This is a genomic window from Paenibacillus sp. FSL K6-1330 (genome assembly GCF_037976825.1).
Lineage (GTDB): Bacteria > Bacillota > Bacilli > Paenibacillales > Paenibacillaceae > Paenibacillus_AQ.
This window is the reverse complement of sequence record NZ_CP150269.1, coordinates 4011640-4033461: the sequence shown is the minus strand read 5'-3', so window position 1 is coordinate 4033461 and position 21822 is coordinate 4011640. Positions and strand designations below refer to the sequence as shown.

At 47.6% G+C, this 21822-nt stretch carries 22 protein-coding genes and 1 pseudogene; 17 read left to right on the top strand and 6 right to left on the bottom strand.

The genetic code is table 11. The annotated features are described in order from the left end of the window. Nucleotides 1-131: 131 nt before the first annotated feature. Entirely contained in the window at nt 132-1283 is a 1152-nt protein-coding gene (locus tag NYE54_RS18070; protein ID WP_339265067.1) for a lyase family protein, read from the bottom strand. 450 nt (nt 1284-1733) lie between these two features. Between NYE54_RS18070 and NYE54_RS18065 the strand changes: the two genes are divergently transcribed. From NYE54_RS18065 to NYE54_RS18050, 4 genes are all read left to right on the top strand, one after another. Further along, on the top strand, nt 1734-2420 hold the full coding sequence (locus tag NYE54_RS18065) for an endonuclease/exonuclease/phosphatase family protein (protein ID WP_339265065.1): 687 nt from the start codon (nt 1734-1736) through the stop codon (nt 2418-2420). 212 nt (nt 2421-2632) lie between these two features. Further along, nucleotides 2633-3091, top strand: coding sequence for a MarR family transcriptional regulator (locus NYE54_RS18060; RefSeq protein WP_076321469.1), 459 nt, complete (start codon nt 2633-2635; stop codon nt 3089-3091). Between the two features lie 27 nt (nt 3092-3118). Continuing rightward, nucleotides 3119-3757: a nitroreductase family protein gene (locus NYE54_RS18055; RefSeq protein WP_339265063.1), complete on the top strand. Its 639-nt coding sequence runs from the start codon at nt 3119-3121 to the stop codon at nt 3755-3757. 10 nt (nt 3758-3767) lie between these two features. Further along, nucleotides 3768-4064 (top strand): putative quinol monooxygenase, encoded by a 297-nt coding sequence (locus tag NYE54_RS18050; protein ID WP_339273549.1) that lies wholly within the window; start codon nt 3768-3770, stop codon nt 4062-4064. A 140-nt stretch (nt 4065-4204) separates the two neighbouring features. Here NYE54_RS18050 and NYE54_RS18045 read toward each other — a convergent pair whose 3' ends face one another. Then, nucleotides 4205-4975 carry an ANT(4')-I family aminoglycoside nucleotidyltransferase gene (locus NYE54_RS18045; protein WP_339265062.1) on the bottom strand — a complete coding sequence of 257 codons (771 nt, stop codon included), beginning with the start codon at nt 4973-4975 and terminating at the stop codon, nt 4205-4207. A 255-nt stretch (nt 4976-5230) separates the two neighbouring features. Between NYE54_RS18045 and NYE54_RS18040 the strand changes: the two are divergent. The 4 genes and pseudogenes from NYE54_RS18040 to NYE54_RS18025 all read left to right on the top strand — a co-directional run. Further along, nucleotides 5231-5408 (top strand): annotated as a pseudogene (locus NYE54_RS18040) (GNAT family N-acetyltransferase); the annotation flags it as partial. 269 nt (nt 5409-5677) lie between these two features. After that, nucleotides 5678-6070, top strand: coding sequence for a GNAT family N-acetyltransferase (locus NYE54_RS18035; protein ID WP_339265060.1), 393 nt, complete (start codon nt 5678-5680; stop codon nt 6068-6070). Between the two features lie 26 nt (nt 6071-6096). Continuing rightward, entirely contained in the window at nt 6097-6306 is a 210-nt protein-coding gene (locus tag NYE54_RS18030; protein ID WP_339265059.1) for a helix-turn-helix domain-containing protein, read from the top strand. A gap of 97 nt (nt 6307-6403) precedes the next feature. Then, nucleotides 6404-6712, top strand: coding sequence for a hypothetical protein (locus NYE54_RS18025; protein WP_339265057.1), 309 nt, complete (start codon nt 6404-6406; stop codon nt 6710-6712). Between the two features lie 161 nt (nt 6713-6873). On the opposite strand, the gene NYE54_RS18020 is transcribed toward NYE54_RS18025, so the two are convergent. Then, the gene (locus NYE54_RS18020) at nt 6874-7275 is read right to left on the bottom strand and encodes an ester cyclase (RefSeq protein ID WP_339265055.1); all 402 of its coding nucleotides are present in this window, start codon (nt 7273-7275) and stop codon (nt 6874-6876) included. A 71-nt stretch (nt 7276-7346) separates the two neighbouring features. Next, the gene (locus tag NYE54_RS18015) at nt 7347-7694 is read right to left on the bottom strand and encodes an ester cyclase (RefSeq protein WP_339265053.1); all 348 of its coding nucleotides are present in this window, start codon (nt 7692-7694) and stop codon (nt 7347-7349) included. Nucleotides 7695-8160: 466 nt separating this feature from the next. Here NYE54_RS18015 and NYE54_RS18010 point away from each other — a divergent pair, with 466 nt between their 5' ends. Further along, nucleotides 8161-8553, top strand: a complete 393-nt coding sequence (locus tag NYE54_RS18010; RefSeq protein WP_339265051.1) for an SRPBCC domain-containing protein — start codon at nt 8161-8163, stop codon at nt 8551-8553. Between the two features lie 446 nt (nt 8554-8999). Here the strand turns inward: NYE54_RS18010 and NYE54_RS18005 are convergent, their stop codons facing one another. Both NYE54_RS18005 and NYE54_RS18000 read right to left on the bottom strand, forming a co-directional pair. After that, a complete protein-coding gene (locus NYE54_RS18005) occupies nt 9000-10079 on the bottom strand; it encodes a GntR family transcriptional regulator (protein ID WP_339265050.1) in 1080 nt (359 codons plus the stop codon). Between the two features lie 327 nt (nt 10080-10406). Continuing rightward, the gene (locus tag NYE54_RS18000) at nt 10407-11348 is read right to left on the bottom strand and encodes a DUF1861 family protein (protein ID WP_339265049.1); all 942 of its coding nucleotides are present in this window, start codon (nt 11346-11348) and stop codon (nt 10407-10409) included. A gap of 145 nt (nt 11349-11493) precedes the next feature. On the opposite strand from NYE54_RS18000, the gene NYE54_RS17995 reads away from it, so the two are divergent. The 8 genes from NYE54_RS17995 (at nt 11494) to NYE54_RS17960 (ending at nt 21716) form a co-directional block, all read left to right on the top strand. After that, nucleotides 11494-12342: an AraC family transcriptional regulator gene (locus NYE54_RS17995; RefSeq protein ID WP_076321459.1), complete on the top strand. Its 849-nt coding sequence runs from the start codon at nt 11494-11496 to the stop codon at nt 12340-12342. 286 nt (nt 12343-12628) lie between these two features. Next, nucleotides 12629-13543 (top strand): ABC transporter permease subunit, encoded by a 915-nt coding sequence (locus tag NYE54_RS17990; protein ID WP_339265047.1) that lies wholly within the window; start codon nt 12629-12631, stop codon nt 13541-13543. Between the two features lie 11 nt (nt 13544-13554). Continuing rightward, nucleotides 13555-14451, top strand: coding sequence for a carbohydrate ABC transporter permease (locus NYE54_RS17985; protein ID WP_339273547.1), 897 nt, complete (start codon nt 13555-13557; stop codon nt 14449-14451). 111 nt (nt 14452-14562) lie between these two features. Next, the gene (locus NYE54_RS17980) at nt 14563-16188 is read left to right on the top strand and encodes an extracellular solute-binding protein (RefSeq protein WP_339265045.1); all 1626 of its coding nucleotides are present in this window, start codon (nt 14563-14565) and stop codon (nt 16186-16188) included. 92 nt (nt 16189-16280) lie between these two features. Then, entirely contained in the window at nt 16281-19340 is a 3060-nt protein-coding gene (locus tag NYE54_RS17975) for a glycoside hydrolase family 38 C-terminal domain-containing protein (protein WP_339265043.1), read from the top strand. Beyond that, entirely contained in the window at nt 19312-19581 is a 270-nt protein-coding gene (locus NYE54_RS17970) for a hypothetical protein (protein ID WP_339265042.1), read from the top strand. The genes NYE54_RS17975 and NYE54_RS17970 overlap by 29 nt, the downstream gene beginning before the upstream one ends. Nucleotides 19582-19903: 322 nt before the next feature. Then, on the top strand, nt 19904-20041 hold the full coding sequence (locus NYE54_RS17965) for a hypothetical protein (RefSeq protein ID WP_339265040.1): 138 nt from the start codon (nt 19904-19906) through the stop codon (nt 20039-20041). Nucleotides 20042-20090: 49 nt separating this feature from the next. Beyond that, complete coding sequence (locus NYE54_RS17960; protein ID WP_339265038.1) at nt 20091-21716, top strand: hypothetical protein; 1626 nt, start codon at nt 20091-20093, stop codon at nt 21714-21716. The last annotated feature ends 106 nt before the right edge of the window (nt 21717-21822 follow it).

Sequence of the window (21822 nt, the reverse complement as noted above, 5' to 3'; positions counted from 1 at the left end):
GTAACTTGCACTTAAGCGATTGAACCGCCGTATACCGAACTTACGTACGGTGGTGTGGAAGGGCGGCTACTCAACTATTAGTAGCCGCCTATTCGATTTTCAATACTCCTGAGGCGGTGCGTTATTTTCCTTCAGTCGGCTGTTGTATCGGCATCATTCTGCTCTCGTGTCAGCGAACTTGCAAACGATCCGATTCCCTTCATCATAATGTCAAGCGACTCCATTAAATGGTAGAGGATTACCGGAGGAACGGTGTCGTCATCAGGCATCCCGGCTTCCTCGGCGAGATTGATGATATGGTCATATCCAATAACCTGCATACAGACCTGATGCAAAAATCCAGCCGATTCATAGTAAATGCGGTTCGGCGGATTCATATCCTTCTCACTCATAAAGGCGTTCCGAATATCGCAGCATAGCTTGAACAGATTAACAGCCAATGTTTTCAGAACCGATGAAAGGTCTGCATAGGCGCTTTTGCTGACGGAAGAAGAATCTTGGTAGTGACTTGCTGCAAAATAATCAGTACGAGTAATTTGCCTTAAGTAAGAGACGGTTCTCTCCGTTAATTCGCAATACGAATGGGGCATGGCAGCATCCGGTGCGGAAGCGATCCGGATGCTCTTTAATCGGGAGGCGGCTTCCGTGAGCGCCGTCGCATCGAGCTGCAGCTGCTTCGCGGATTCCCTGAAAAAACGGATCAGTCGTGTCGACACCATCATAACAGAATCCGCGGAATCGGCCGGACGTTGTCCCTCGAGAAGTTCTTTTGCCATCCATAATCGATACTTTAATCCCTCGATGGCTGTGATTAACTTGTGCGAAGATTGATGGGCGGCGACATTTAGCGTAGTCGAAATGATCCAATCGGCTGTATGAGGGCCGTTCACGTGAATGTCTGGATCAACCACCGCATAGTTTCCTTTATCCTCAAGCATCAGCTCCAGTGCCCGGTTGGCAAGGACCTCGTTCATATTCACATTCAGGATATTGCTTGAAGAACCATGGATATAATCTGTAATAAATTGCTCCGAATGCTTTCCATCCATGATTTCATCCGTCGCCTTCATAATGAGATTTCCGATTCGCTCCGGCACGATGCTATGCTCTATGCCTGCACGTACGGTAGCGCTTTTGACGGAAGCCAAAGCCTTAATAAATTCGCTATGGACACGAGCGTTCACAGTGGGATATTCTCCGGCAGCGCGCATCGTCTCCACACCGTAGTATGCATGGGAGGGCACGTTGACCTCTCCATTCTTGTCCCGTTCAATTCTTAACATCATCATCTCATCCCTTTCGAAAATGTTGTGTCGTCATTTCCTTATAGGGATAATAAGCAATTTTCGTGCCATCAAGATGGGATTCTTCGAGATATGAGTATGAAATTATAAAACGACATACATCAGAGTATGCTATCCGGCCTTATTTAATGGCAAATAGCGACCGCTGCATGATGCCCCTGGATATGTTTGTTGAAAAGGTTGATTCTGTTGTTGTAAGAATATTCACGATCAGTTTCCGTTCTTATTTAGGGTAAAAGGATAGTAGTTTAAATATAGCGTTATTAACATTAATTGGAACTTATGAATATTCACATTTTGTGAAAAAATAACAAAGGGTTCCAGGGCTAAGCCTGCTGTTAGATTTCATCGCTTCATCTGATCATTAACTTTTATATCCATTGTAAACTACACGAAGGTTAGATAGATAAAATGGAAAAGGTGATTCATATGGATAACAACATCAATCTGAAAGTGATGTCCTACAGCATACGGCACGGAAAAGGATTAGATGGGAAAGCAAGTTTGAGCCGCATAGCGGAAGTGATCACAAAAGTCCAACCGGATATTGTTGCATTGCAAGGGGTGGACCGTTTTCTGCCCCGAAGCGGCTTTCGAGATCAGCTGAAAAGGCTGGCTAAACAGCTCGGGATGCACGCTTGTTTCTCTCCTAGCGTTAATCTCATTATTTTTCAATATGGAAACGCTATTTTAAGCCACTATCCGATAATTTCAAAAGAAATTCAGTATATTGGCGGGTCTAAAGAGAGAAGGAGCATCTTAATGGTAAAACTGCAAATCAATGAAGACGTGGTTACAGTAGTAAATACCCATTTGGGGGTACATATGAAAGAACGGATAAAACAGAACCCAATTCTTTGGAATGCTTTAGAGAAACTGGAACAACCGACGATCCTGGCCGGGGACTTTAATATGGAGATGGACGATCCTTTCATGAAACGGTTGAACGCCCGATGGACAAAAGTCACGCTTCAGAACAACCTGCCTACCATGGAAAATGGTAAGGAGATCGATCACATCTTTGTAAACATGCCGACAGAACTGGCCACAGCCAGGGTTATTCCTTACGACGCGTCGGATCATTATCCGGTCATTGCAGAACTTCGCTGGCAGTAAGAGATTGGGATGATCTGTCATAAAGACTTTGTGTTTTATCCACGAAGAAATGAACCTCATCCAGGTGTAGAAGCTAGGTAATTAAAATTACTGAATAGACCGATGAAGTTCCCTGAACGGAATCTTTGGCGGTCTTATTTTCTGCAAGGGGACTTGATTTTCTGTAAATAAAGATATATGATTGACCCATCAATTATTGACGAGTCAATGAATTGAAGGAGGTATTTATCATCTCTACATGTCATACAGAAGACCTGCTGTACTTGCTAATGCATTTAAACAAGCATATAGCGACCCGGTTTGAACGTTGTGCTGGAGTTAGTCCCAATCGGCTCGAACTCCTATGCAAACTGACGGGGGGCCAAATTAGCCAATCGGATCTGCAGAAGGCAGTGTCTATTGATCCTGCTGCGGTGACCCGGCATGTTCAGCAGTTGGAAGCGGAAGGAATGCTTCTGCGAACCAGATGTGAGAATGACAACCGGATTACGTTAGTTCAGCTAACCGAAGAAGGCAAGAGAAAAGTAGCAACGTTTAGAGCGGAGAAAGATCGATTTATGGAGGCCCTGCAGGCAGACCTTACAGAATCAGAACGACTTGCGTTTGTTCAAGTGCTGCAGAAGCTGAACAGCCAGATTCAACAGATGAAAGAATCTAGTAAGACCAATTAACTTATAGAGATTAAAGGAGAGACTATCATGACTGTAACATCCCTAATCAATGATTATAAAGAAATAATTACCTCCCGTCGCTCTGTGCGTGTGTACGATCCAGCGGTTAAAATCAGCCGTGAGGAAATGACTGAGATTTTGGAAGAAGCAACTTTGGCACCATCTTCCGTTAATCTTCAGCCTTGGAGATTTCTTGTCGTTGATAGCCCAGAAGGTAAAGCGACGCTTGAAGAGCTTGCACCAGGTAACAAAACGCAAGTTACAACTTCCTCTGCAGTCATTGCCGTTTTCGGAGATATGAACGCATTTGATAATGCTGACGAAATTATGGGTACTGCTGTGGAAAGAGGCTATTTGCCGCAAGAGATTAAAGATCAACTGATGGCTAACTATACTGATCTTTTTGCACGTATACCAGCACAAGCTTTTCGCGAAATGATTCTTATTGATAGCGGCTTGGTATCCATGCAGCTCATGCTTTCTGCTCGTGCCCGTGGATATGATACAAACCCGATTGGTGGATATGACAAATCCCGAATTGCGGAAGCATTTGGTATGGAAAAGGAACGTTATGTACCGGTTATGCTCATATCTGTAGGTAAAGCTGCTAAAGAGGCACGTAGAACAACTCGTCTGCCTATTGACCGTATTGCGGATTGGAAGTGAGGTTATGACTATGATTATTATTCATGCAGAAATGAAAGTAAACCGTGAAGTAGAAGCGGAATTTCTGGAGTCCATACAAGAACTTATTGCGTCATCCCGCGCGGAGGCAGGGAATGTGTCGTATAAACTCCTAAAGGATACAGATCAGGATGACACATATATGATGGTTGAACAATGGAAAGATGAAGAAGCAGTAGGGGCTCACAATGCAAGCAGCCATTTTCAGGCGTTCGTAGCTAATGCTCCAAAATACTTGACAGCTCCGTTACAGGTTCAAGCTCTTACAGGTCAGCCTATTAGAAAATAATTAAAGATCTAAAGTCAAAAAAAGGTCGATCCCAGAGGATTGACCTTTTTTTGTGCCAGTTATGATCGAAGAGATATTCCTATACCCTTATAAAAGCGAGCTTTGGAGAGCCTATATCATAAGTACGTTTAAAATGCGAATCAGAATGGAAATCGTTTAGAATGGATTGAGTAGTTATGCTCGGTTGCCCATTTCACAATGCCATTCCAGAAATTTTCACAGGCTGAAACAACACTGGAGGGATTTGCTAATTCTCCAGACATAACCATTCGCAGAACATTGTCGAATCCTTCTGGACGACCAGGCAGTTTCAAGGCTTCCGGTAGAACCATGGAGCCAGTAGAGTAAAGCTTTTGGTTGTGTAACCCGACTAACATAGCTCCATATTGGGCAAATTCCACTGCCAAATAAGGCAAATAGGTATGAGGTCCATTTAGACTTACATTTCTTAGTTTTCCAACAAATTCGTACATTTCCCCTACAAGGACTTCATGGATTGCATGTCGAAAATCTTCCTTTGTAGGTGACTCTGCAGCTTCCTTTAATCTTGGAAAAAAGCCCTCAGGGTCATACAGGCAAAGCTGGGAAAAGAATGGCCCATGCGTCAATGGCCAGTCTCCTTCAACCGTAGAGGCGACCTTAATGAGAACGTCTGCACTACAGACGTTCACTTCTGCTTTCCAAGGCCCAGCAGACCATTCATAGCTAAAGTCTACGGACTCATTGGATTCATTTAGAACGCAAAACATCTCAATGTCCGAGTAAGGGCCGTCCGTACCTCTGGAAACAGAACCATAGACCCCAATGGCTAGGATTTTTTCTCCGTAAACCTCGTGTAATCTCGAAGCAATGTCGTGGCAGGTTTGAAGTCTTTCGGTTCGAGAAATATTCACAGGTCCATTCATGTGCATTAGCGTGCATCTCCCTTTGAATTATTTGGGTGGTAAGCTACTAACACATGGATGGAGGACCTCGGGCTTAACGGGGGACTTTTTTTGGATGCATTATATTTCCTCCCACAATGTTTTCATATGGAAATTGTACCCAATGAAAATTATTATTACAAGGTGTTGAGTGGAGTCTTAACGAATAACAAATGGTAGAATCTGCTATCTAATGATTGTACAATTAACTAGAAAATTTTAAAAAGGCTAAAATTAGGCCCCGATGATGAACCGATTGAAGAAGATACGGTTCAGGATCATTCGAGCTATATCGACAATCCGCATAAAATCATTTACTTAGCGCTCGTAAATAATCAAAGTCGTTGGATAAATTGTTATAAAAAGAAATTGGAACAAATATGCCTATGTCGAAGATATCAAAGTTGACAAGCATTATAGAGGACACGGTGCCGCATAGTTGCGGCTTTTTGTTTTTTTAACGATATATGTTCTTGTCAAAAACGGAGGACAAAAACATATATCGTTAGTCAAAAATTGGTATCATGATAAGTCGCATATTACGCTGAAGGCAAGGGGATACGAGCAGCATACATGGTACATGTATTCCGGAGTAATCGATTTGGAAACTGCGAATCACGAGCCTCGTTTTCCCGAGGGGTTCAAGGTTCGTCCGATTAAGATGGGAATATTGAGCAAAAGGTTATGATCATGAGCGGTTCAGCAGGGTTGACTGCGCCGGATATGAATATTTACCGCCGTTTGATGTCCTGTCCAACGTACAGTCAGGATTTCGACTTGGTTATACTAGACGAGGCGAATACAGTCGTCGGCTTTGCAAATATCTGGCTCGATCGCGAGAACAACATCGCGATTATCGAACCGTTCGGAACGGCTCCGACGCATCGAAGAAGGGGATTGGCAACAAACCTCTTATTCGAGTGCATGCGCCGCTTGAAAGAAGTCGGCGTCAGCAAGCTCTACATTAATCATGGGGGGATGTGGACGCTGGAACCTGAACCGGATGACGCGATGCGCGTCTGCACGAGGGTTGGCTTTCAAGAACTTGGAAATATGTTTGTATGGTGTAAGTCATTCTCATGAACTCTTAATAAACAGTTCCAGGAAACATGCGGACATACAGCAATGGGTTATTTGTTTTCACATCGTTGAAAGTTGCCTGTGATCTTTTAACTCATACCGGTATGAAGCTTGATGAAATTGCACGCGCTACCGGATTTGAGTATGACACTTACTTTATCAATCAGTTTACGGTTAAAAAAGGCATATCACCGACAAAGTATAGGAACATCACTCGCAAGTTCGCCACGACCCAATAGGTTGCTTAGTCGGAGTCATCCAAATCAATTGACAGAGACCAGCTTAAGAATTAATGTATTGGAGGATACAAGGTCATTTTATTTTTGGAGGATATTTATGAATCAACGTTATCGAATTTCGAGATCCTTGCAACCAAACTCAAGTGGTCAAGAGATTTCATTGGAAGAATGCCAAGCTTATTTTTCATCCAAAGCTGATTTTACTTATCAGACAGTGCTGACTGTGAAAGGGGAGGAAAGCACTATGTCTATAGAAGGGGATTTCTTTATGTGGAAACAGGGAGAAACCCTTATTCCATTCAGACACTATATGGGGGAGTTGTATGTAGCCGTCTCCCATCAAGAAATCGTACCCCTCATGATCGAAATTGCAACTGATCTTCGGGCAGATATCGTGGAAGGGTAATGTCTTTATTGCCGATTAGATGAATATCTAACTAGATGAGAAGCGTCCCAAAACAAAGGGCAAGTAGTAAGGCTCTAATTCTGTCTCTATGATCTTTCATTACAACACATAACCGACCCAGTTTTGGGTCGGTAGTATGTGAAGCGTTGTATTTTACGGAGTTAGTTGCCCCGAATTTGGCTCCACATGGACACCATGTCGATCCAGCCCCGATGCTCGGCGATCTTGCCGTCCACAACGCGGTATTGACGGTAAAGCGTGACATCAATCGTATTGCCCGTGGGCGCGGTTCCAAAGAACATGCCTTGATGTGTGCCTTTCACAGTCATTCTCACGAGCACCTTATCCCCTTGACCGATGATCTCTTCCACGGTGTAGCGTTTATCGGGAAATGCCTCCAAGGTCGTTGCAGCGAATTTTTTTAGGCCTTCCTTGGATTGATAAGAGAGCTCTTGATAATCGTCGGTCAGAAATCGATCCACAGACTCCAATTCACTCTGATTCCAAAATGCCTCGATAAATTGGTTTACCGTCTCCACATTGGTTTGTTCCAACGTTTTCATACTTAAACATCTCCTTATGAATGGGTTATTAGGAATTGACTTAACGACGAAATGCCGTTCTTCATAGGCGGTTATTGAGCTTGGATCTGAGGCAAAAGCGTGGCCGTATCGAACCAGCCGCGGTGATCAGCGATGTCCCCTTCGATGACGCGAAATTCGCGGAACTGTGTTGCCTTCACGGTTCTGCCTTTAGGTGCATTTCCTGCAAAATGGCCAGCATGCACAGCCGTCATGAAGATTCTAGCGATGACCTTCTCGCCTTGGGCCAGAATTTCCTCCACGGTAAACCGCCGATCCGTAAATGCCTCTACGATTTGTGGTGCAAAGAATTGATCGGTCTTCTCCAACATGCTCTGATTCGCAATGTCCTTGATAAACGCGGTCACCGCTGCTGCATTTCTTTGTTCCATCGTTTTCATACAAAACAGCTCCTTTTTTATTGTTTGTTGAAATCAGTTGTACTGGGTCAAAACAAATTAGATTTTATCCATGAATAGGGACAATGGAATGCAATCGGCTAAATTTGATTGCCAACGATGGTTAGCATTTTGAGTGACGTACCCCCTTCTGTAATGGAATCACCAAAGGCGGCAATGACTCGAAAATGCTCATCTTGTGATAAAACCTCCATACCCGAAAGCCAGTAGTATGAATGAATCTTCTTTCGGAAAAAAATCCGCGTTGCTATCGTCGGTATGGTTTCCCTCGGCAACATAAGTGGACCTAGGAGGCGAAAAATGCCATGTTGAGGTAGGGGTCGACTCAGGTACATAAACGCTGACGGTTACGTCACACATGTTCCTTTACTTGGAGATCGACAGGATCCGTATATATTTCTTTTCCTGCAGGGATAACCAGATAGCGATTAAAGCAAAGCCTGAACACGTGTGGCAAGCTCTCACGGATCCGACCAAAACGTCGAAGTTTTGGTTCAACTGCGCCATCCGAACCACCTGGGAAATCGAATCTCCATTCGAACTATGGAACGGGGAAGAGAAGAAAGCGGAAGGAATCATTCTGGAACTTGATCCTCCGAATAAGCTCGTGATGAGTTGGCGTTTTACTTCGTTTCCGGGCACGGAGAGTGACACCCCGTCGCGCATTACGTGGGAGATCGATTCGCATGCCGAACTTCATGGCGTGACGCTCGTAACCGTTATACATGATGAATTCGAACAGGCGATGAGCACTGCAAAAATTCTTGAAAACGGGCTGCCGATTGTTCTTTCAGGTATGAAGACGTTGCTTGAAACCGGAGAGACGCTCGCTAACCACTAAAAATCCAGCATACTATTGGCTCACTGTGTTTTCTGATGAAAGACCGGATGGTTATGATGCGGAGGGATATATCATCATAAGTACAGAGTTTCTCATGATGTTAAATCTGGATAGCTGACCTATTGAAACAGAAAAGAAAACAAGATCATCAAGATTGTCAAAACCGAGGAGGAAGCACGACGTATCAATCATTTTTTCGATAGAACGGTTATCGATCTAGAGAAATTTGTTGGTAGATGCGATCAAGGAATCGGAGGTGTCGAATCCGTTAGCGTCAAATAGTACAGAATTTGTATCAAGAGGATAGGCGTGGAGGATTATGGATAGGGGCTGATCCATGATCTTTTGAAATTACAATGGACCTATTTCTTTAGCATGTTTTGCGGCATTATGACCGGCAATGGATACCAGCATATCCTGGAATCCAATGCCTTTTTAGCTTTGCTTTAACCTTGGACTATCTTGATCGTGTCACGTATGACCAAGCTTGTAGGCAGCATGACTTTCTTATTGCCGTAAGATGAGCCTTCTGTAATTTCGAGCAGCAGCTTGGCACTCTCATAGCCTAGGACGTCGAAATATTGCTTCACGGTGCTCAAGGCCACCTTGGCAAATTTGGAGCTCTCGAAATCATCAAAGCCCATTAGGGATACTTGTTCGGGGATACGTATGTCAAGTGCGGTGAGCTGTTCGATTACCTCAAGGGCCCGCTTGTCGTTCGCGCAGAATAGCGCGGTCAGCTCTCCGTCTTGGATAAGGCGCGCAAGCGCAGCATAGTCCAGTTCCTTATCCAGGAACAAGAGCGAATCGGGTATAGGAAGGGATGCATTCGACATGGCATTGCAATAACCGTTATATCTGTCGACTTCCGGGCTCAGATGATAATCGTAAGCCGCGAATCCAATTCGTCGATGTCCTTGCTGGATCAAGTATTCAACAGCTTCGTAAGCACCGTCATGGTTGTTACAGGTGACAACGTTGACTGGATAGCTGGAAGGGGAGCGATCCAGCATAACAAACGGAATCGATTTTTTGCGAACCTCTCCGAGATAGCCCTTTGCAGCTTCGGGATCAGAGGAATAGATGAGTAATCCTCTTAGCTCCGTTTGAATGAGCCCCAGAACGAGCTCACGTTCCTGTTCGAAGTCGTTCTCCACGAATTCGATGATCAGCTTGCAGCCATGCTGGCCTAGAAGTGACTGAATGCCTCTCATGATCTGCATATACGAACTGTCGTACAGGTCGATGCCGGAGATGACGAAGGCCACCAGATTGGAGGTCTTCTCCGAGACGGCTACTTGGCTGGCGACAAAGCTTCCCTTACCTCGGACGCGGTAAATCACGCCCTCGTTCACCAGCTCTGACAGCGCTTTACGCACAGTGATGGAGCTGACATCCAGCAGTTTGGAAAATTCCGACTCGCTAGGAATCCGATCGTCCTTCGTAAATTCCTGATTCTCGATCTGGGATAAGACATAGTCTTTTACCATCTGGTACTTTGGAAGAGCCAAGTCCTTCTTGTTCAAGTAAGTTCACCTCGTATCAACATTTCCTCAATTATAACGCACACCGCTTTAAAAAGTATACGTACTTGAAACACATCTCGTTAAAGATTTTGTCGAATAGGTGAGAAATGTTCAGAAATTAAACAAAAAAGGAGCGAAATGCTATAAAAGGTTTGAATTTCGCGGAGGTCTGTATTACGATGGGGTCAAATAAGGTATGTGTTTTGATTTACTTATCATAATAACTTCGAAGCGGACACCTCGGAAAAAAATGAATGGTACTATACCATGAATCGGACATAAAAAGGAGCCGCCGGGGAATCCAGCAGCTCCATCATGGAATTACAACTATAAGCTTACAATGGCGCCTTCCTTCTCGAACGGGTAGTCAATGGCGATGCGCGCCGCTTCGGTATCGCCGATGCCGCTGTACAGATTGACCTTGCCGTCGGGACGCATTTCGATGCCGGCGGTGAACGCGCAGTCGGTCAGATGCGGCTTCTTGGCGGGGCCATCCGGATAACAAGGGCGGCTGCCGATGATTTTCAAATCCGAGAATTGATTCGTCTGCGGGTCCAATACGAAGGCCATGTTCATATAGGTCGATCTATCTTCTTGAGCGTAGCAGATATGGCCGATGACGCCGACCTTTCCGCTCTCGAGCAAGTAGGCCTGGTTGCAGCCGCCCCACTCGTCCTTGCTGAATAATCCGCGGATATAAGGGGCGTTCTCGATGACTTCCGGAGACAATTCGTCCAGGCTGTCGATGACGGTGAATCCCACCAAGGATTCGCTGCCGAATTCCTTGCGAACCCCTTCGCCGCGCGGCCTGGAGAAGACGCCGATCCTCCCGTCCTGTAGCTCTACGAGCCGAATGTCCTTCATATAATTCGGACCGGTCGTGAAGTAGAAGAGATCATGAAGATCGCTGCCTTTGTAGAAATAACCGTAGAATGTATCGAGGCGTCCCTGCTTGTAACGGACATGCGTGCCGCCCAATACGAGCTGTTTGTTGATCACGCTAATATAAGGATCTTCTAGCTGATAAATCATCGTATTCGGCACGGCTGTCCACTGGTCCGGACCGCTCTGCTCGAACAGGCGAACCCAGGACCTCGCCCACTCATGGCGTTTTTCCACGCGTCCGTAAATGTAGCGCTTGCCGTTCCATTCGAACGGAATGGAAGGATTGTAGACATCGAAGCCTTCGACTCCGCGGAAGACAAGCTTGGCGCTTTCATAAATGCGTTTGTTTACTTCGAATTGCTGACGCAGTTCTAATAAGTTCATTCGTGGCAAATCTCCTTTCAGGCTGCAGTAACAACTCTATCCTAATCGAAAGTCTTGCTCTCAATCTTGCTCTATTTTTGAATGCATTATGGTGTTTTGACATCGGAGGAACTAGTCAATATACAAACAAGGAGGGATATCGCATATGTTGAAGCTTCTTGCGGCAGACGGCATTGATTCTGAAATTCAGGCCCACTATCGGCTGATCGCTTCGGTGCGCGATACGATCGGCATGCATACGCACGACTTCTTTGAATTGTTTCTTATTCTGAAAGGAAGCGTTGTGCATGTCATTAACGGCAAAAGGCAGCCGCTGCAGGAAAATACACTCGTGTTCATACGGGACCGGGACGTTCATTACTATGAGCAGACGACGGATAGCGATTGCCAGTTCATCAATTTGTCGTTCCATCGCAAGGTCCTGGATGACCTCATAGCTTTCTTGGGAGAAGGGTTCCCAAGCGAAAGACTGCTTGGGCCAGCCATGCCGCCGTCGACCTTGCTGTCCAAAACGGAGAAGGAATATGTGCGATACCGGCTGGACCAGCTCAGTCTGATTCCGCAGGAGAAGAAGCTGGCCGTCAAAGCGGAGGTAAGAGTCATTTTGACCGACCTGTTCTCCAGGTATATCAAGGCTGACGCGGATTCGATTGATCTTACCGGACAACCGGAATGGTTTAAGTCCCTATGCCGAGAGGCGAAAAAGAAAGAGCACTTCACGCGGGGAACGGCTGCGCTTGTCCAGCTGTCGGGCAAATCGCATGCCTATGTATGCAGAATGTTCAGGGAACATCTCGGAATGTCCCCAACCCAGTACATTAACGAATTGAGAATGTCCTATGCCGAGAATTTGCTGCTAAACACGGATATGGACATCGTGGAGATCAGCCTTGAGATCGGACTTGACAACGTCAGCTACTTTTACGACTTATTCAAGCGGAGGCATAACCTAACGCCGCATCGATATCGTCAGTTCGGGATAATTCGGAGATAGTATGCTAATTACCAATGAATACATCAGTATTTTTATTTGTTGACGATGAAGTTAGTATGTGTTAATTTCTACTTAGCATAACAAGTTGAAAGGCATCACGATGATCATATCTATAGGGGACGGTTGCCGGAAGCAAATGCGTTTTCGACGAACGTTAGGATACAGTCTGGGGGTGAAATTGAATGCGCTTACATAAAAAACGAACCAAATGGCCAGACTCATGCGACCTGGAGTAATTGCACCAGCCGCATTGATCACAACATGTTAACAGTCAGGAGGTGTTCCTTTGAAGACAACCAATAACAGGCTGGTGGCCAGATTCGTCAAGCACCGCTATCTCTACCTTATGGTGCTTCCCGGCTTTCTGACGCTGTTAGTCTTTCACTATTTTCCGATGTACGGAATATTAATCGCTTTCAAAGATTTCAACGCTTCCAAGGGGATATGGGGAAGCGAGTGGGTGGGGGTAAAGTACTTCACTTCTTTTTTTAACGATCCGATGGCGTTCAGGGTATTAAAGAATACTTTGCTTCTCGGTTTGTATACTTTATTTTGGTCATTTCCGGCGCCGATTATATTGGCTCTGTTGTTTAATGAATTGAAAAACAAGGGCTTTAAGAAGCTTGTGCAGACGGTTTCTTATTTCCCGCATTTTATTTCGGTTGTCATTGTTGCGGGGATGCTTAAGGAATTTACGGCGAGAGACGGTTTGTTTAACCATATTGTCGGCTTCTTCGGCGGAGATCCGATCATGTTTCTTCTCGAACCTGACTTTTTTCGGACTATCTTCATCTCTTCCGGCATATGGCAGGGCGTCGGGTTCGGCACGATCATCTACCTTGCTGCATTAAGCGGAATAGATCCTACGCTGTATGACGTAGCCGAGGTAGACGGCGCAGGCCGATGGAAGAAGGTTTTGCACATCACATGGCCGTCGCTTAAGCCGACCACAATCATTTTGCTGATTTTCGCCGTCGGAGGAATCCTCGGGAGCGATTTCCAGAAGATCATTCTGCTCTATTCGCCTGAGACTTACGAAGTAGCAGATGTCATCGGATCCTATGTTTATCGTCAAGGTATACTGGGCGCACAATACGAGTACACGACGGCCATCGGATTATTCATGTCGGTTATTTCCTTTACGATCCTTTACTTGACCAATTGGTTAAGCCGGAAAGTATCAGAGACGAGTTTGTTCTAGGTGGTGGGATGTTGAAGAAGGCTAGTTTGGGTTCCAGAGCATTCGATGTATTCAATATGGTTATCATGCTATTCATCCTGATTGTCGTGCTATATCCGATTCTGAACATTATCGCGACATCGCTTAGCGGCACGCGTTACATCTCCTCGGGGAGTGTAACGATTTGGCCCAAGGGATTTAATCTGGAAGCGTACACGACGGTATTTAATGATCCGTACATTTTTAAAGGATATCTGAACTCGATTATTTATGCGACCGGCTCTACGTGCATCATGCTGCTGTTTACGGCACTGATGGCGTATCCGCTCACGATCCCGGGATTTGCGGGCAAGAAATTTCTGACCATTTTTCTCATGATTACGATGTTTTTCGGCGGCGGCTTAATCCCGACCTATCTGCTTATGCGCGGTTTGAATCTGTTGGATACGGTCTGGGTCATGATTCTCCCCGGTGCGATCAGTGCTTATAATGTGTTTCTGTTTCGGACCTTCTTTCTGAATATTCCTTCTGAACTGAAGGACTCTGCCTATATCGATGGAGCGAGTGATTTGGTCGTTCTTTTCAGGATCATACTGCCGTTGTCGAAAGCGCTGTTTGCAACCTTTGCTCTATTCGGTCTGGTCGGAAGCTGGAATAGCTGGTTCGAGGCTTTGATTTATCTGCGAGATCAGGATAAGTATCCTTTGCAGATGGTGCTCCGAAACTACCTGTTTACCTTGGATACGACCGCGATTCAAGGACGAGTAGGAGGCGGCGCGGTCGCCATCAATGCCCCGGGGGAAACGCTTGATCCGAAGGCGGTAAGAATGAGCGTCATCATTATTACCATGTTTCCGATCATGTGTATTTATCCGATCTTTCAGAAGCATTTCACCAAAGGGATATTCGTCGGCTCCATCAAAGGCTAGAGATCCGGACGCGCCGGTGCAAGCAAGTTGAGTGTGCAGTCATTCATGACCAGTAATAAATAGCAGATTTGAAGAAGAAGCGGTTCATTGTGCAAATTAGGGGGAAATGGGATGAACAAATTGGCAAAAATGCTTGTCCTTGGGTTGATCGCGCTGATGGTTTTTTCCGGATGTTCGAATGATTCCAAAAAATCCGATACCCATGAAGAGAATCAAGAAGTCTTGCGCTTTTCGGTCACGCTGCCTGCGAACGGTGTGGATAATCCGAATAGTCTGGTGGGCAAGGAATGGCACAAGCGCATGGAAGCTTATATGGGCAAAAAGGTAGAAATCAAATATAACTATATTCCGTCTTCCGAGTATGACGAAAAGGTCAAGCTTATGATCGCAAGCGACGATCTGACGGATTTCTTCGTGACGCCTTTATTCTATGATACGACCGAAATGGCCGAACAAGGCCAGCTTCTCGAGTTAGGCCAGTATCAAGATTTAATGCCGAACTATATGAACTACATTAGCAAGGTAAAGAACGGAATGAAGCGGGTAACGGATGCCGACGGCAACATGTTCACCTTTAAAGAAACCTCCACGCCCAGATTCCCCGAGGATCGCGGCATGCTCATCCAGAATACGTCTGCTTACCGCTATGACGTGTTCGAGGCCAATAACATCAAAATTCCGGAAACGCTCGATGAATTTTATGGGGCTGCCAAAAAACTTAAAGAGCTCTACCCCGATAAATATCCCGTTGCGACAAAATGGAACAGCTTGAGATCGCTGTTCTCCGCGAACCATATCCGGGATGAAATTTTTTGGGACGGCGAGAAATACGTATACGGAATTCTGGATGAAGGATATAAAGATGCGCTCCAATTTGCGAATAAGCTGTATGCGGAGAAACTGTTAGATCCGGAGTATACCATTGATACAGACGATACGCTGAAAAGAAAAGCGCTGAACGGCGACAACCTCATGTGGCTGACGCAGTGGTTTACGACGCCGGCCGAGTACACGAGAACGGCCGACGACGGGAAGATTTTCGCGGTTTCGTTGTATCCCGACAATCCGAAGTACGGAAAAGCCTGGCAGGAGGTTGTGAACGGCAATACCCCTGACTTGGGCTGGGGAGTCTACGGCGTAAGCTCGAAAGTTAAAAACCCTGAAGAATTGATCAAATTCATCGATTATCAATATTCGGATGAAATGATCCAGCTCATCACTTGGGGAATCGAGGGCACAACCTATACGATCGGGGAAGACGGCGTTCCGACCTTTGTCGACTCGCTGAAAACGGCCAAGGATCCCTGGGTGGAGGGCGATAAATACGGCATGCGCGCTAGCCGAAACCATAACCCCGGCTTGCAGATGGTGAGCGACGCAAGAGCGTTCGTGGATTTTGCCGCGACAGACTATACGGTATTTAACGGCAAATATGAAGAGGTGCCGATTGAGAAGGCGGAATTCCTGACGAGTCTGCCTATGCCCGAGAACGACTATGTTCCTTCCTGGTTGAGCGAGCCGTCGATTCAACTCACGGGCAGTGAAAGCCAGCGGGTCTCGGAGATTATGAACCCGATCAAGACGTTCGTTACGGAAGAACAGGCCAAATTCGTAGCAGGCAAAAACAGCTTCGACAATTGGCAGGCATTCATCGATAAGGTCCAAAAAATGGGCAACATTGATGAAGCGCTGAAAATCTATAATGATGCTGCACAAAGAGCGCTAGGAAACGAATAGAAATCGTCCCTCCGCTGCAAGGCCGCCGCGGAGGGACGGCATATCTCAAGGCGATAGGATCATAGATAACGAAACATAGGATGTGAGAAACCTTGAATGAAAAGAAAGAGATTTTATTCCATGTGGAAAAGCTGCTAAACAAAAGAGATCAATTTATGATGACGATGCTTTCTGTTATCGATTTTTCCGGTTTTACGACAATGGAACAACTGTTCATCCATGAAATGGATGGACGACCGTTTGAGAGTTTCGCTCCGGGCCAACGGTGGGGAGAAAATTGGGGATACGGCTGGTTCCGCACGACCATTGTTGTTCCCAAAGAGGCCGAAGGCAAACGGCTTGTGGCCATGCTTGATTTCGGATCCGAAGCGACCGTGTACATAAACGGTATCGTGAGCGGCGCAAAGGACCTTAACCATCATTACGTAACGTTAACCCGTTCAGCAAAAGCCGGCGAGGCATTTGAAATCGTCGCAGAGGCGTACGCCGGCCATTCGGATTCCAGGCCGACGTTCGGAGAGTCACAGCTTTGCGTTTTTGAAGAGGAAGTCTACCAGTTTTTCATCGATTTGGAATGCTTGTACGATCTTCGCAATCATCTGAATCCCAAATCCCTCCGCGTGTCGGAGATTGATCGATGCCTGACTCAGGTGTTCGCTACCATCGACCTGACCCTCCGTCAGGAATCGCTCGGTGAAAATGCAAAGCAGTGCCGGAAGTTGATGGAGCCGCTCCTCTCCTGCGTGAACGGTTCAACGGCGCCGACCCTGTACCTGATGGGACAGTCCCACCTGGATGTCGCCTGGCTGTGGCCGATCGCGGAGACAAAGCGGAAGATTGCGCGGACCATGTCCAATCAGCTGGCGCTCATGGACGAATACCCGGAATACACGTATACCCAGAGCCAGCCGTTTTTGTTCCAGGTGGCCAAGACGCTGTATCCGGAGCTTTATGCGCGCATCAAACAGGCGGTAAAGGAAGGGAGGATCATTCCCGAAGGCTCCATGTGGGTGGAGCCCGATACGAATCTGCCCAGTGGCGAGAGTCTGATCCGTCAGGCACTGCACGGCAAGCGGTTCTTCAAGGACGAATTCGGCGTGGACAACGAGATGCTGTGGCTGCCTGATGTATTCGGCTATTCCGGGAACCTGCCGCAAATTATGAAGGGCTGCGGGATCCATTATTTCGCGTCTACAAAATTGTTCGGTACTTATGATAATGTAGCGGATCCGTTCCCGCATAATACGTTCATGTGGGAAGGGATCGACGGTTCGCAAATTTTGACGCATCTGATGAATTACGGCGATTACTATCCAATTCGGATCAACCCGTCGTTCTTGATCCATCAGTGGAGCGATCGCGTCCAGCTTGAAGGAATTTCCACACGTCTCACCCAGTTCGGACATGGCGACGGAGGCGGCGGATCCAATCGGGACGATCTCGAGTTTATGCGCAGGCTCGGCAATTTGGAGGGCGTCCCCAAGACAAAGCATGGCTCGCCGATCGAATTTTTTGAGGATCAGATCGAAAAAGGCATTCCTGACGCCAAATATGTAGGAGAGCTCTATTATCCCGCTCATCGCGGGACCTACACGACGCAAGCGATCATCAAAAAGCTAAACCGGAAGGCGGAAATCGGTTTCCGCGAGGTGGAGCTTTGGGGGGCTGCGGCGAAGCTGCTTAATAACCGAGCTTACCCTTACGAGGACTTGGAACGGTTATGGAAGGTTCTGCTGCTGAACCAATTCCACGATATTCTGCCGGGTTCCTCCATTCATCGCGTCCACGAAGAGGCGCAGCTGGAGCTGAAGGAATTGAATCAGAACGTATATGACATGGCTTCAGACGCAAGAGATGCGCTCACGGACGACGATGCCTCCCGGGTTACCGTCTTTAACTCGCTGTCCTGGCCGAGAAAGGAACTGGTCGCGTTACCTGCCGGCATCCATGGAATTGCGGATGAGAATGGAGTGGTTCTGCCGGTGCAAATGCACGAAGGCCTTCGCTACGCCGAGGTAGAGGCGCCTTCCATGGGCTGGTCAACGTACAAGACTGAAGAAGTGGAAGCGGGAGATGCTCCAGCAACGTCTGCGGTCCTTGCAACGGAATCGCGTCTAGAGAACGAATGGATTGCGCTCGAAATGAACGAACTGGGAGAGTTGACTCGTATTTTTGACAAGGAGACCGGCACGGAATGGGCGGCGGATCGCTGCAACGTCATGCGGATGTATAGGGATCAAAATTCGGATTTCGATGCTTGGGAGATCGATCGGCGCTACCGCTTGGCACCCGTCGAACTGAAAACAAACGCCAAGGTATCCGTTACCGCAAACGGACCGCTCTTCGCCAATATTCGGGTTGAGCGCGAACTGAACCAATCGACCATGGTCCAGGATATCCGTTTGCGCGCCGGCAGCCGTCGAGTGGAATTCCATACGACGGTTCACTGGTGCGAGAAGAACAAGCTGCTAAAAGTCGATTTCCCGGTTCGCGTTCATGCGAACGAGTCGTTGCAGGAGATCCAGTTCGGTTATGTCAAGAGACCGAATCATGCTTCGCGTCCGCATGATTCGGATCGTTACGAAGTGGTTCAGCATAAATGGTCGGCGCTTGCTGAAGCGAATCGCGGCTTCGCGCTGCTGAACGATTGCAAATACGGGATTTCCGTGAACGGCAACACGATGAGCCTAACGCTGCTTCGGGCTCCGACGTGGCCGGATGAGACGTCGGATCAAGGGACGCACCATTTTGCATATGGATTTACGTTCTGGAACGGCGCGTTTCTGGATAGTCCTGTCGTACAGGAAGCTTACGAGCTGAACTATCCTGTCAGCCTCGTGTCCGGAGGAGGCCGGGAGGCGCAATCGCTGCTCTTCATCGATCAAGCCAATGTGATCGCGGAGACGGTCAAGCTTGCCGAAGACGGATCGGGCGATTGGATCGTGCGTCTGTACGAGAGCAAGGGAGCTTCCGTAGCGTGCGGGCTTCACTTCGGGCTGTCCGTTGCGGCGGTTTATGAGACAAACATGCTGGAGGAGAAGTTGGCGGCTTTGCCGCAGGAGGGCGAAGAGGTATCACTTAAGTTCCGTCCGTTCGAGGTGAAGACGATCAGGCTCCGGCCGAATGACGCCGTTCTATCTGGAGCCGAATGACCAAGATCGCATGCGCAGCCGGATGGATGAGTTCGGACGGGCTACCAAAAGGGTTGCGGAGCGGGTAGGCGCATTGTTTGTGGATACGCAGGCGGCTTTCGCCAGCCATTTCGACTACGTACATCCGACTGCGCTGGTGTCCGATCGGGTGCATCCGAGCTTGACGGGCCATCTGCTGCTTGCACGCGCACTGCTGGAGGCGATTAGCTTCGATTGGTCGCGAATGCGCATGGGTTCCTAACGTCAACTGTCTTAGGTGGAATAATTCCTACTATATATTAGGGGGGACAGGGAAATCGGACTTCATTGATATTCATAAGCAGATTTATGGGTTCGAAAGACATTTCTTTACAGAGAACAGCCGCGCAGCTTGTGCGGCTGTTACTCACAAAGATTAATGTATCCGCTTACATAATGTACTTCGAGACGGAGCTTCCTCATATCGCAAGAACAAAACTCCCGTTAAATGTGGTCTGGCTTCATTGAATAAGCACGTGGATAGATGTTTTTATTGCTCGATCTGGAACATCGCATTGCTCCCATGCTGCGAAAGGAGGTGGTTAGTGAGGAGTTCATCAACGGAGAAGCAATGCCGCTCAGTGTCGCTTCGATCGCTTGGACGCGATAAACCAAACACATCCAGAGGTATTTGGGTAACCATGGCAGTAGAAATATGGATTGAACAGACGGTATCGGGTTAGAGCAACGATTTCTTCTATCAAAAGGCCAAAAGTTCGGGAGGTATGAGAAATGAAAATGAAACAGTGGAAACGTGCGGGGATATGGACTTGTATCCTGCTGATGGCCATGACGGCGCCGGGCGCCGCGATGGCAGTGCAGGCGGCGGGAAGCAGCGCCGAGCCGAATGTGAGCAGCGAGAAGATAAAGGTCCAGGGGCCATTCATGATCAAGGTGGTGGATGCCGAGACAGGCAGGGGCATCCCACATGTCCAACTGAAGACGACGAACAGTGTGTTGTATTATACGGACAGTGCCGGTATTGTGGCATTTGACGAGCCAGGTCTGATGGATCAGACGGTCTTCTTCCATATGTCGAGTGACGGCTACGACATTCCTGCCGATATGTTTGGCTACCGGGGGCAGGCTGTAGAGGTTAAGCCAAACGGCAGTGTAACGCTCGAGATGAATCGGATCAACATTGCAGAGCGGCTGTACCGGCTGACAGGCCAAGGCATTTATCGCGACAGCTTACTCGTTGGCCAGAAGCCGCCCATTAACGAGCCGCTGATCAACGGCTTGGTCATGGGACAGGATTCCGTGCAGACGATCGAGTACAACAATAAACTGTACTGGTTCTGGGGCGATACGGACAGACCGGCCTATCCGCTGGGGAACTTCCGCGTGACGGGTGCGACTTCGAAGCTTCCGAGTAAGGGGGGACTGGACCCGGATATCGGTGTGAATCTGGACTATTTTACGAATCAAGACGGTTTCGTCAAAAGTTTGGTGCCGCCTCTGCCTGATGGTGCAGGCATAGCCTGGGTATTCGGTCTGATGACCGCCAAGGACAGCGCCGGACAGGAACGTCTGCTCGCTGGCTACAGCACGCACAATCCTGAACCCACCGCCTTCGGTATTCTTGCCTTTAACGACACGACGAAGGAGTTCGAGCAGGTCGTCCAGTTCCCTTCCAAAGACGACTGGCGTCATCCGGGCGGACAGGCGACCTTCTACGAGGAGGGGGGTAAGGGATACTGGCTCTTTACCGAACACCGAATTCCGAATTTGCGCGTTGCTGCCAGCTATGACGCCATCATCGACTATACCCAATACGAATCGTTTACTTGCCTGACGCCGGGAACGACATACAACGGGGCTCAAACGTCGCTGGAACGCGACGCGGACGGTAAGCTCGTATGGGGCTGGAAAAAGGACACTCAGCCGCTCAACCAAGAACAAGAGAAAGAGCTGATCCAATTAGGGCTGATCAAAGCTGACGACCCGCGTTATTATCAATTGAAGGATATCGATACCGGTGAAGACGTTCAAATCGCCCAAAGCTCCATTGAATGGAATGAATATCGGCAGCGTTACGTGATGATCGCGCAGCAGATACAAGGCAAGACATCGGTACTTGGGGAAGTCTGGTACGCGGAAGCACCATCGCCTCAAGGTCCTTGGACCAATGCCAAGCATATCATTACGCATAACGACTATACTTTTTATAACGTAGCCCAGCATGAATACTTCAACAAGGACGGCGGCCGGGTCATCTACTTCGAAGGAACCTATACGAATACATTCACGAATCATGTCCCAACGCCACGGTATAACTACAATCAGATCATGTATAAACTCGACTTGGCGAATCCGAAGCTGGGTCTTGAGCCGGTTCAAGAAACGAACGGTAAATAGCGTCAGGGCGCCAGAGCTTTTTGGATAAACGAATAAGGACCTTTCCGTAAGCACTGTGGGGCTTTACGGGAAAGGTCCTTTTCGACTTGGATCTGTTCCTGCAAAA

Excerpts from the sequence above, each read along its gene's own strand:
- NYE54_RS17980 (WP_339265045.1), top strand. The coding sequence starts at position 14,563 with ATGAACAAATTGGCAAAAATGCTTGTCCTTGGGTTGATCGCGCTGATG.
- NYE54_RS18000 (WP_339265049.1), bottom strand. The coding sequence starts at position 11,348 with ATGAACTTATTAGAACTGCGTCAGCAATTCGAAGTAAACAAACGCATT.
- NYE54_RS18025 (WP_339265057.1), top strand. The coding sequence starts at position 6,404 with ATGAATCAACGTTATCGAATTTCGAGATCCTTGCAACCAAACTCAAGT.
- NYE54_RS17995 (WP_076321459.1), top strand. The coding sequence starts at position 11,494 with ATGTTGAAGCTTCTTGCGGCAGACGGCATTGATTCTGAAATTCAGGCC.
- NYE54_RS18015 (WP_339265053.1), bottom strand. The coding sequence starts at position 7,694 with ATGAAAACGATGGAACAAAGAAATGCAGCAGCGGTGACCGCGTTTATC.
- NYE54_RS18055 (WP_339265063.1), top strand. The coding sequence starts at position 3,119 with ATGACTGTAACATCCCTAATCAATGATTATAAAGAAATAATTACCTCC.
- NYE54_RS18020 (WP_339265055.1), bottom strand. The coding sequence starts at position 7,275 with ATGAAAACGTTGGAACAAACCAATGTGGAGACGGTAAACCAATTTATC.
- NYE54_RS17970 (WP_339265042.1), top strand. The coding sequence starts at position 19,312 with ATGACGCCGTTCTATCTGGAGCCGAATGACCAAGATCGCATGCGCAGC.
- NYE54_RS18050 (WP_339273549.1), top strand. The coding sequence starts at position 3,768 with ATGATTATTATTCATGCAGAAATGAAAGTAAACCGTGAAGTAGAAGCG.
- NYE54_RS18030 (WP_339265059.1), top strand. The coding sequence starts at position 6,097 with ATGCGGACATACAGCAATGGGTTATTTGTTTTCACATCGTTGAAAGTT.
- NYE54_RS17960 (WP_339265038.1), top strand. The coding sequence starts at position 20,091 with ATGAAAATGAAACAGTGGAAACGTGCGGGGATATGGACTTGTATCCTG.
- NYE54_RS18070 (WP_339265067.1), bottom strand. The coding sequence starts at position 1,283 with ATGTTAAGAATTGAACGGGACAAGAATGGAGAGGTCAACGTGCCCTCC.
- NYE54_RS18045 (WP_339265062.1), bottom strand. The coding sequence starts at position 4,975 with ATGCACATGAATGGACCTGTGAATATTTCTCGAACCGAAAGACTTCAA.
- NYE54_RS18065 (WP_339265065.1), top strand. The coding sequence starts at position 1,734 with ATGGATAACAACATCAATCTGAAAGTGATGTCCTACAGCATACGGCAC.
- NYE54_RS18035 (WP_339265060.1), top strand. The coding sequence starts at position 5,678 with ATGAGCGGTTCAGCAGGGTTGACTGCGCCGGATATGAATATTTACCGC.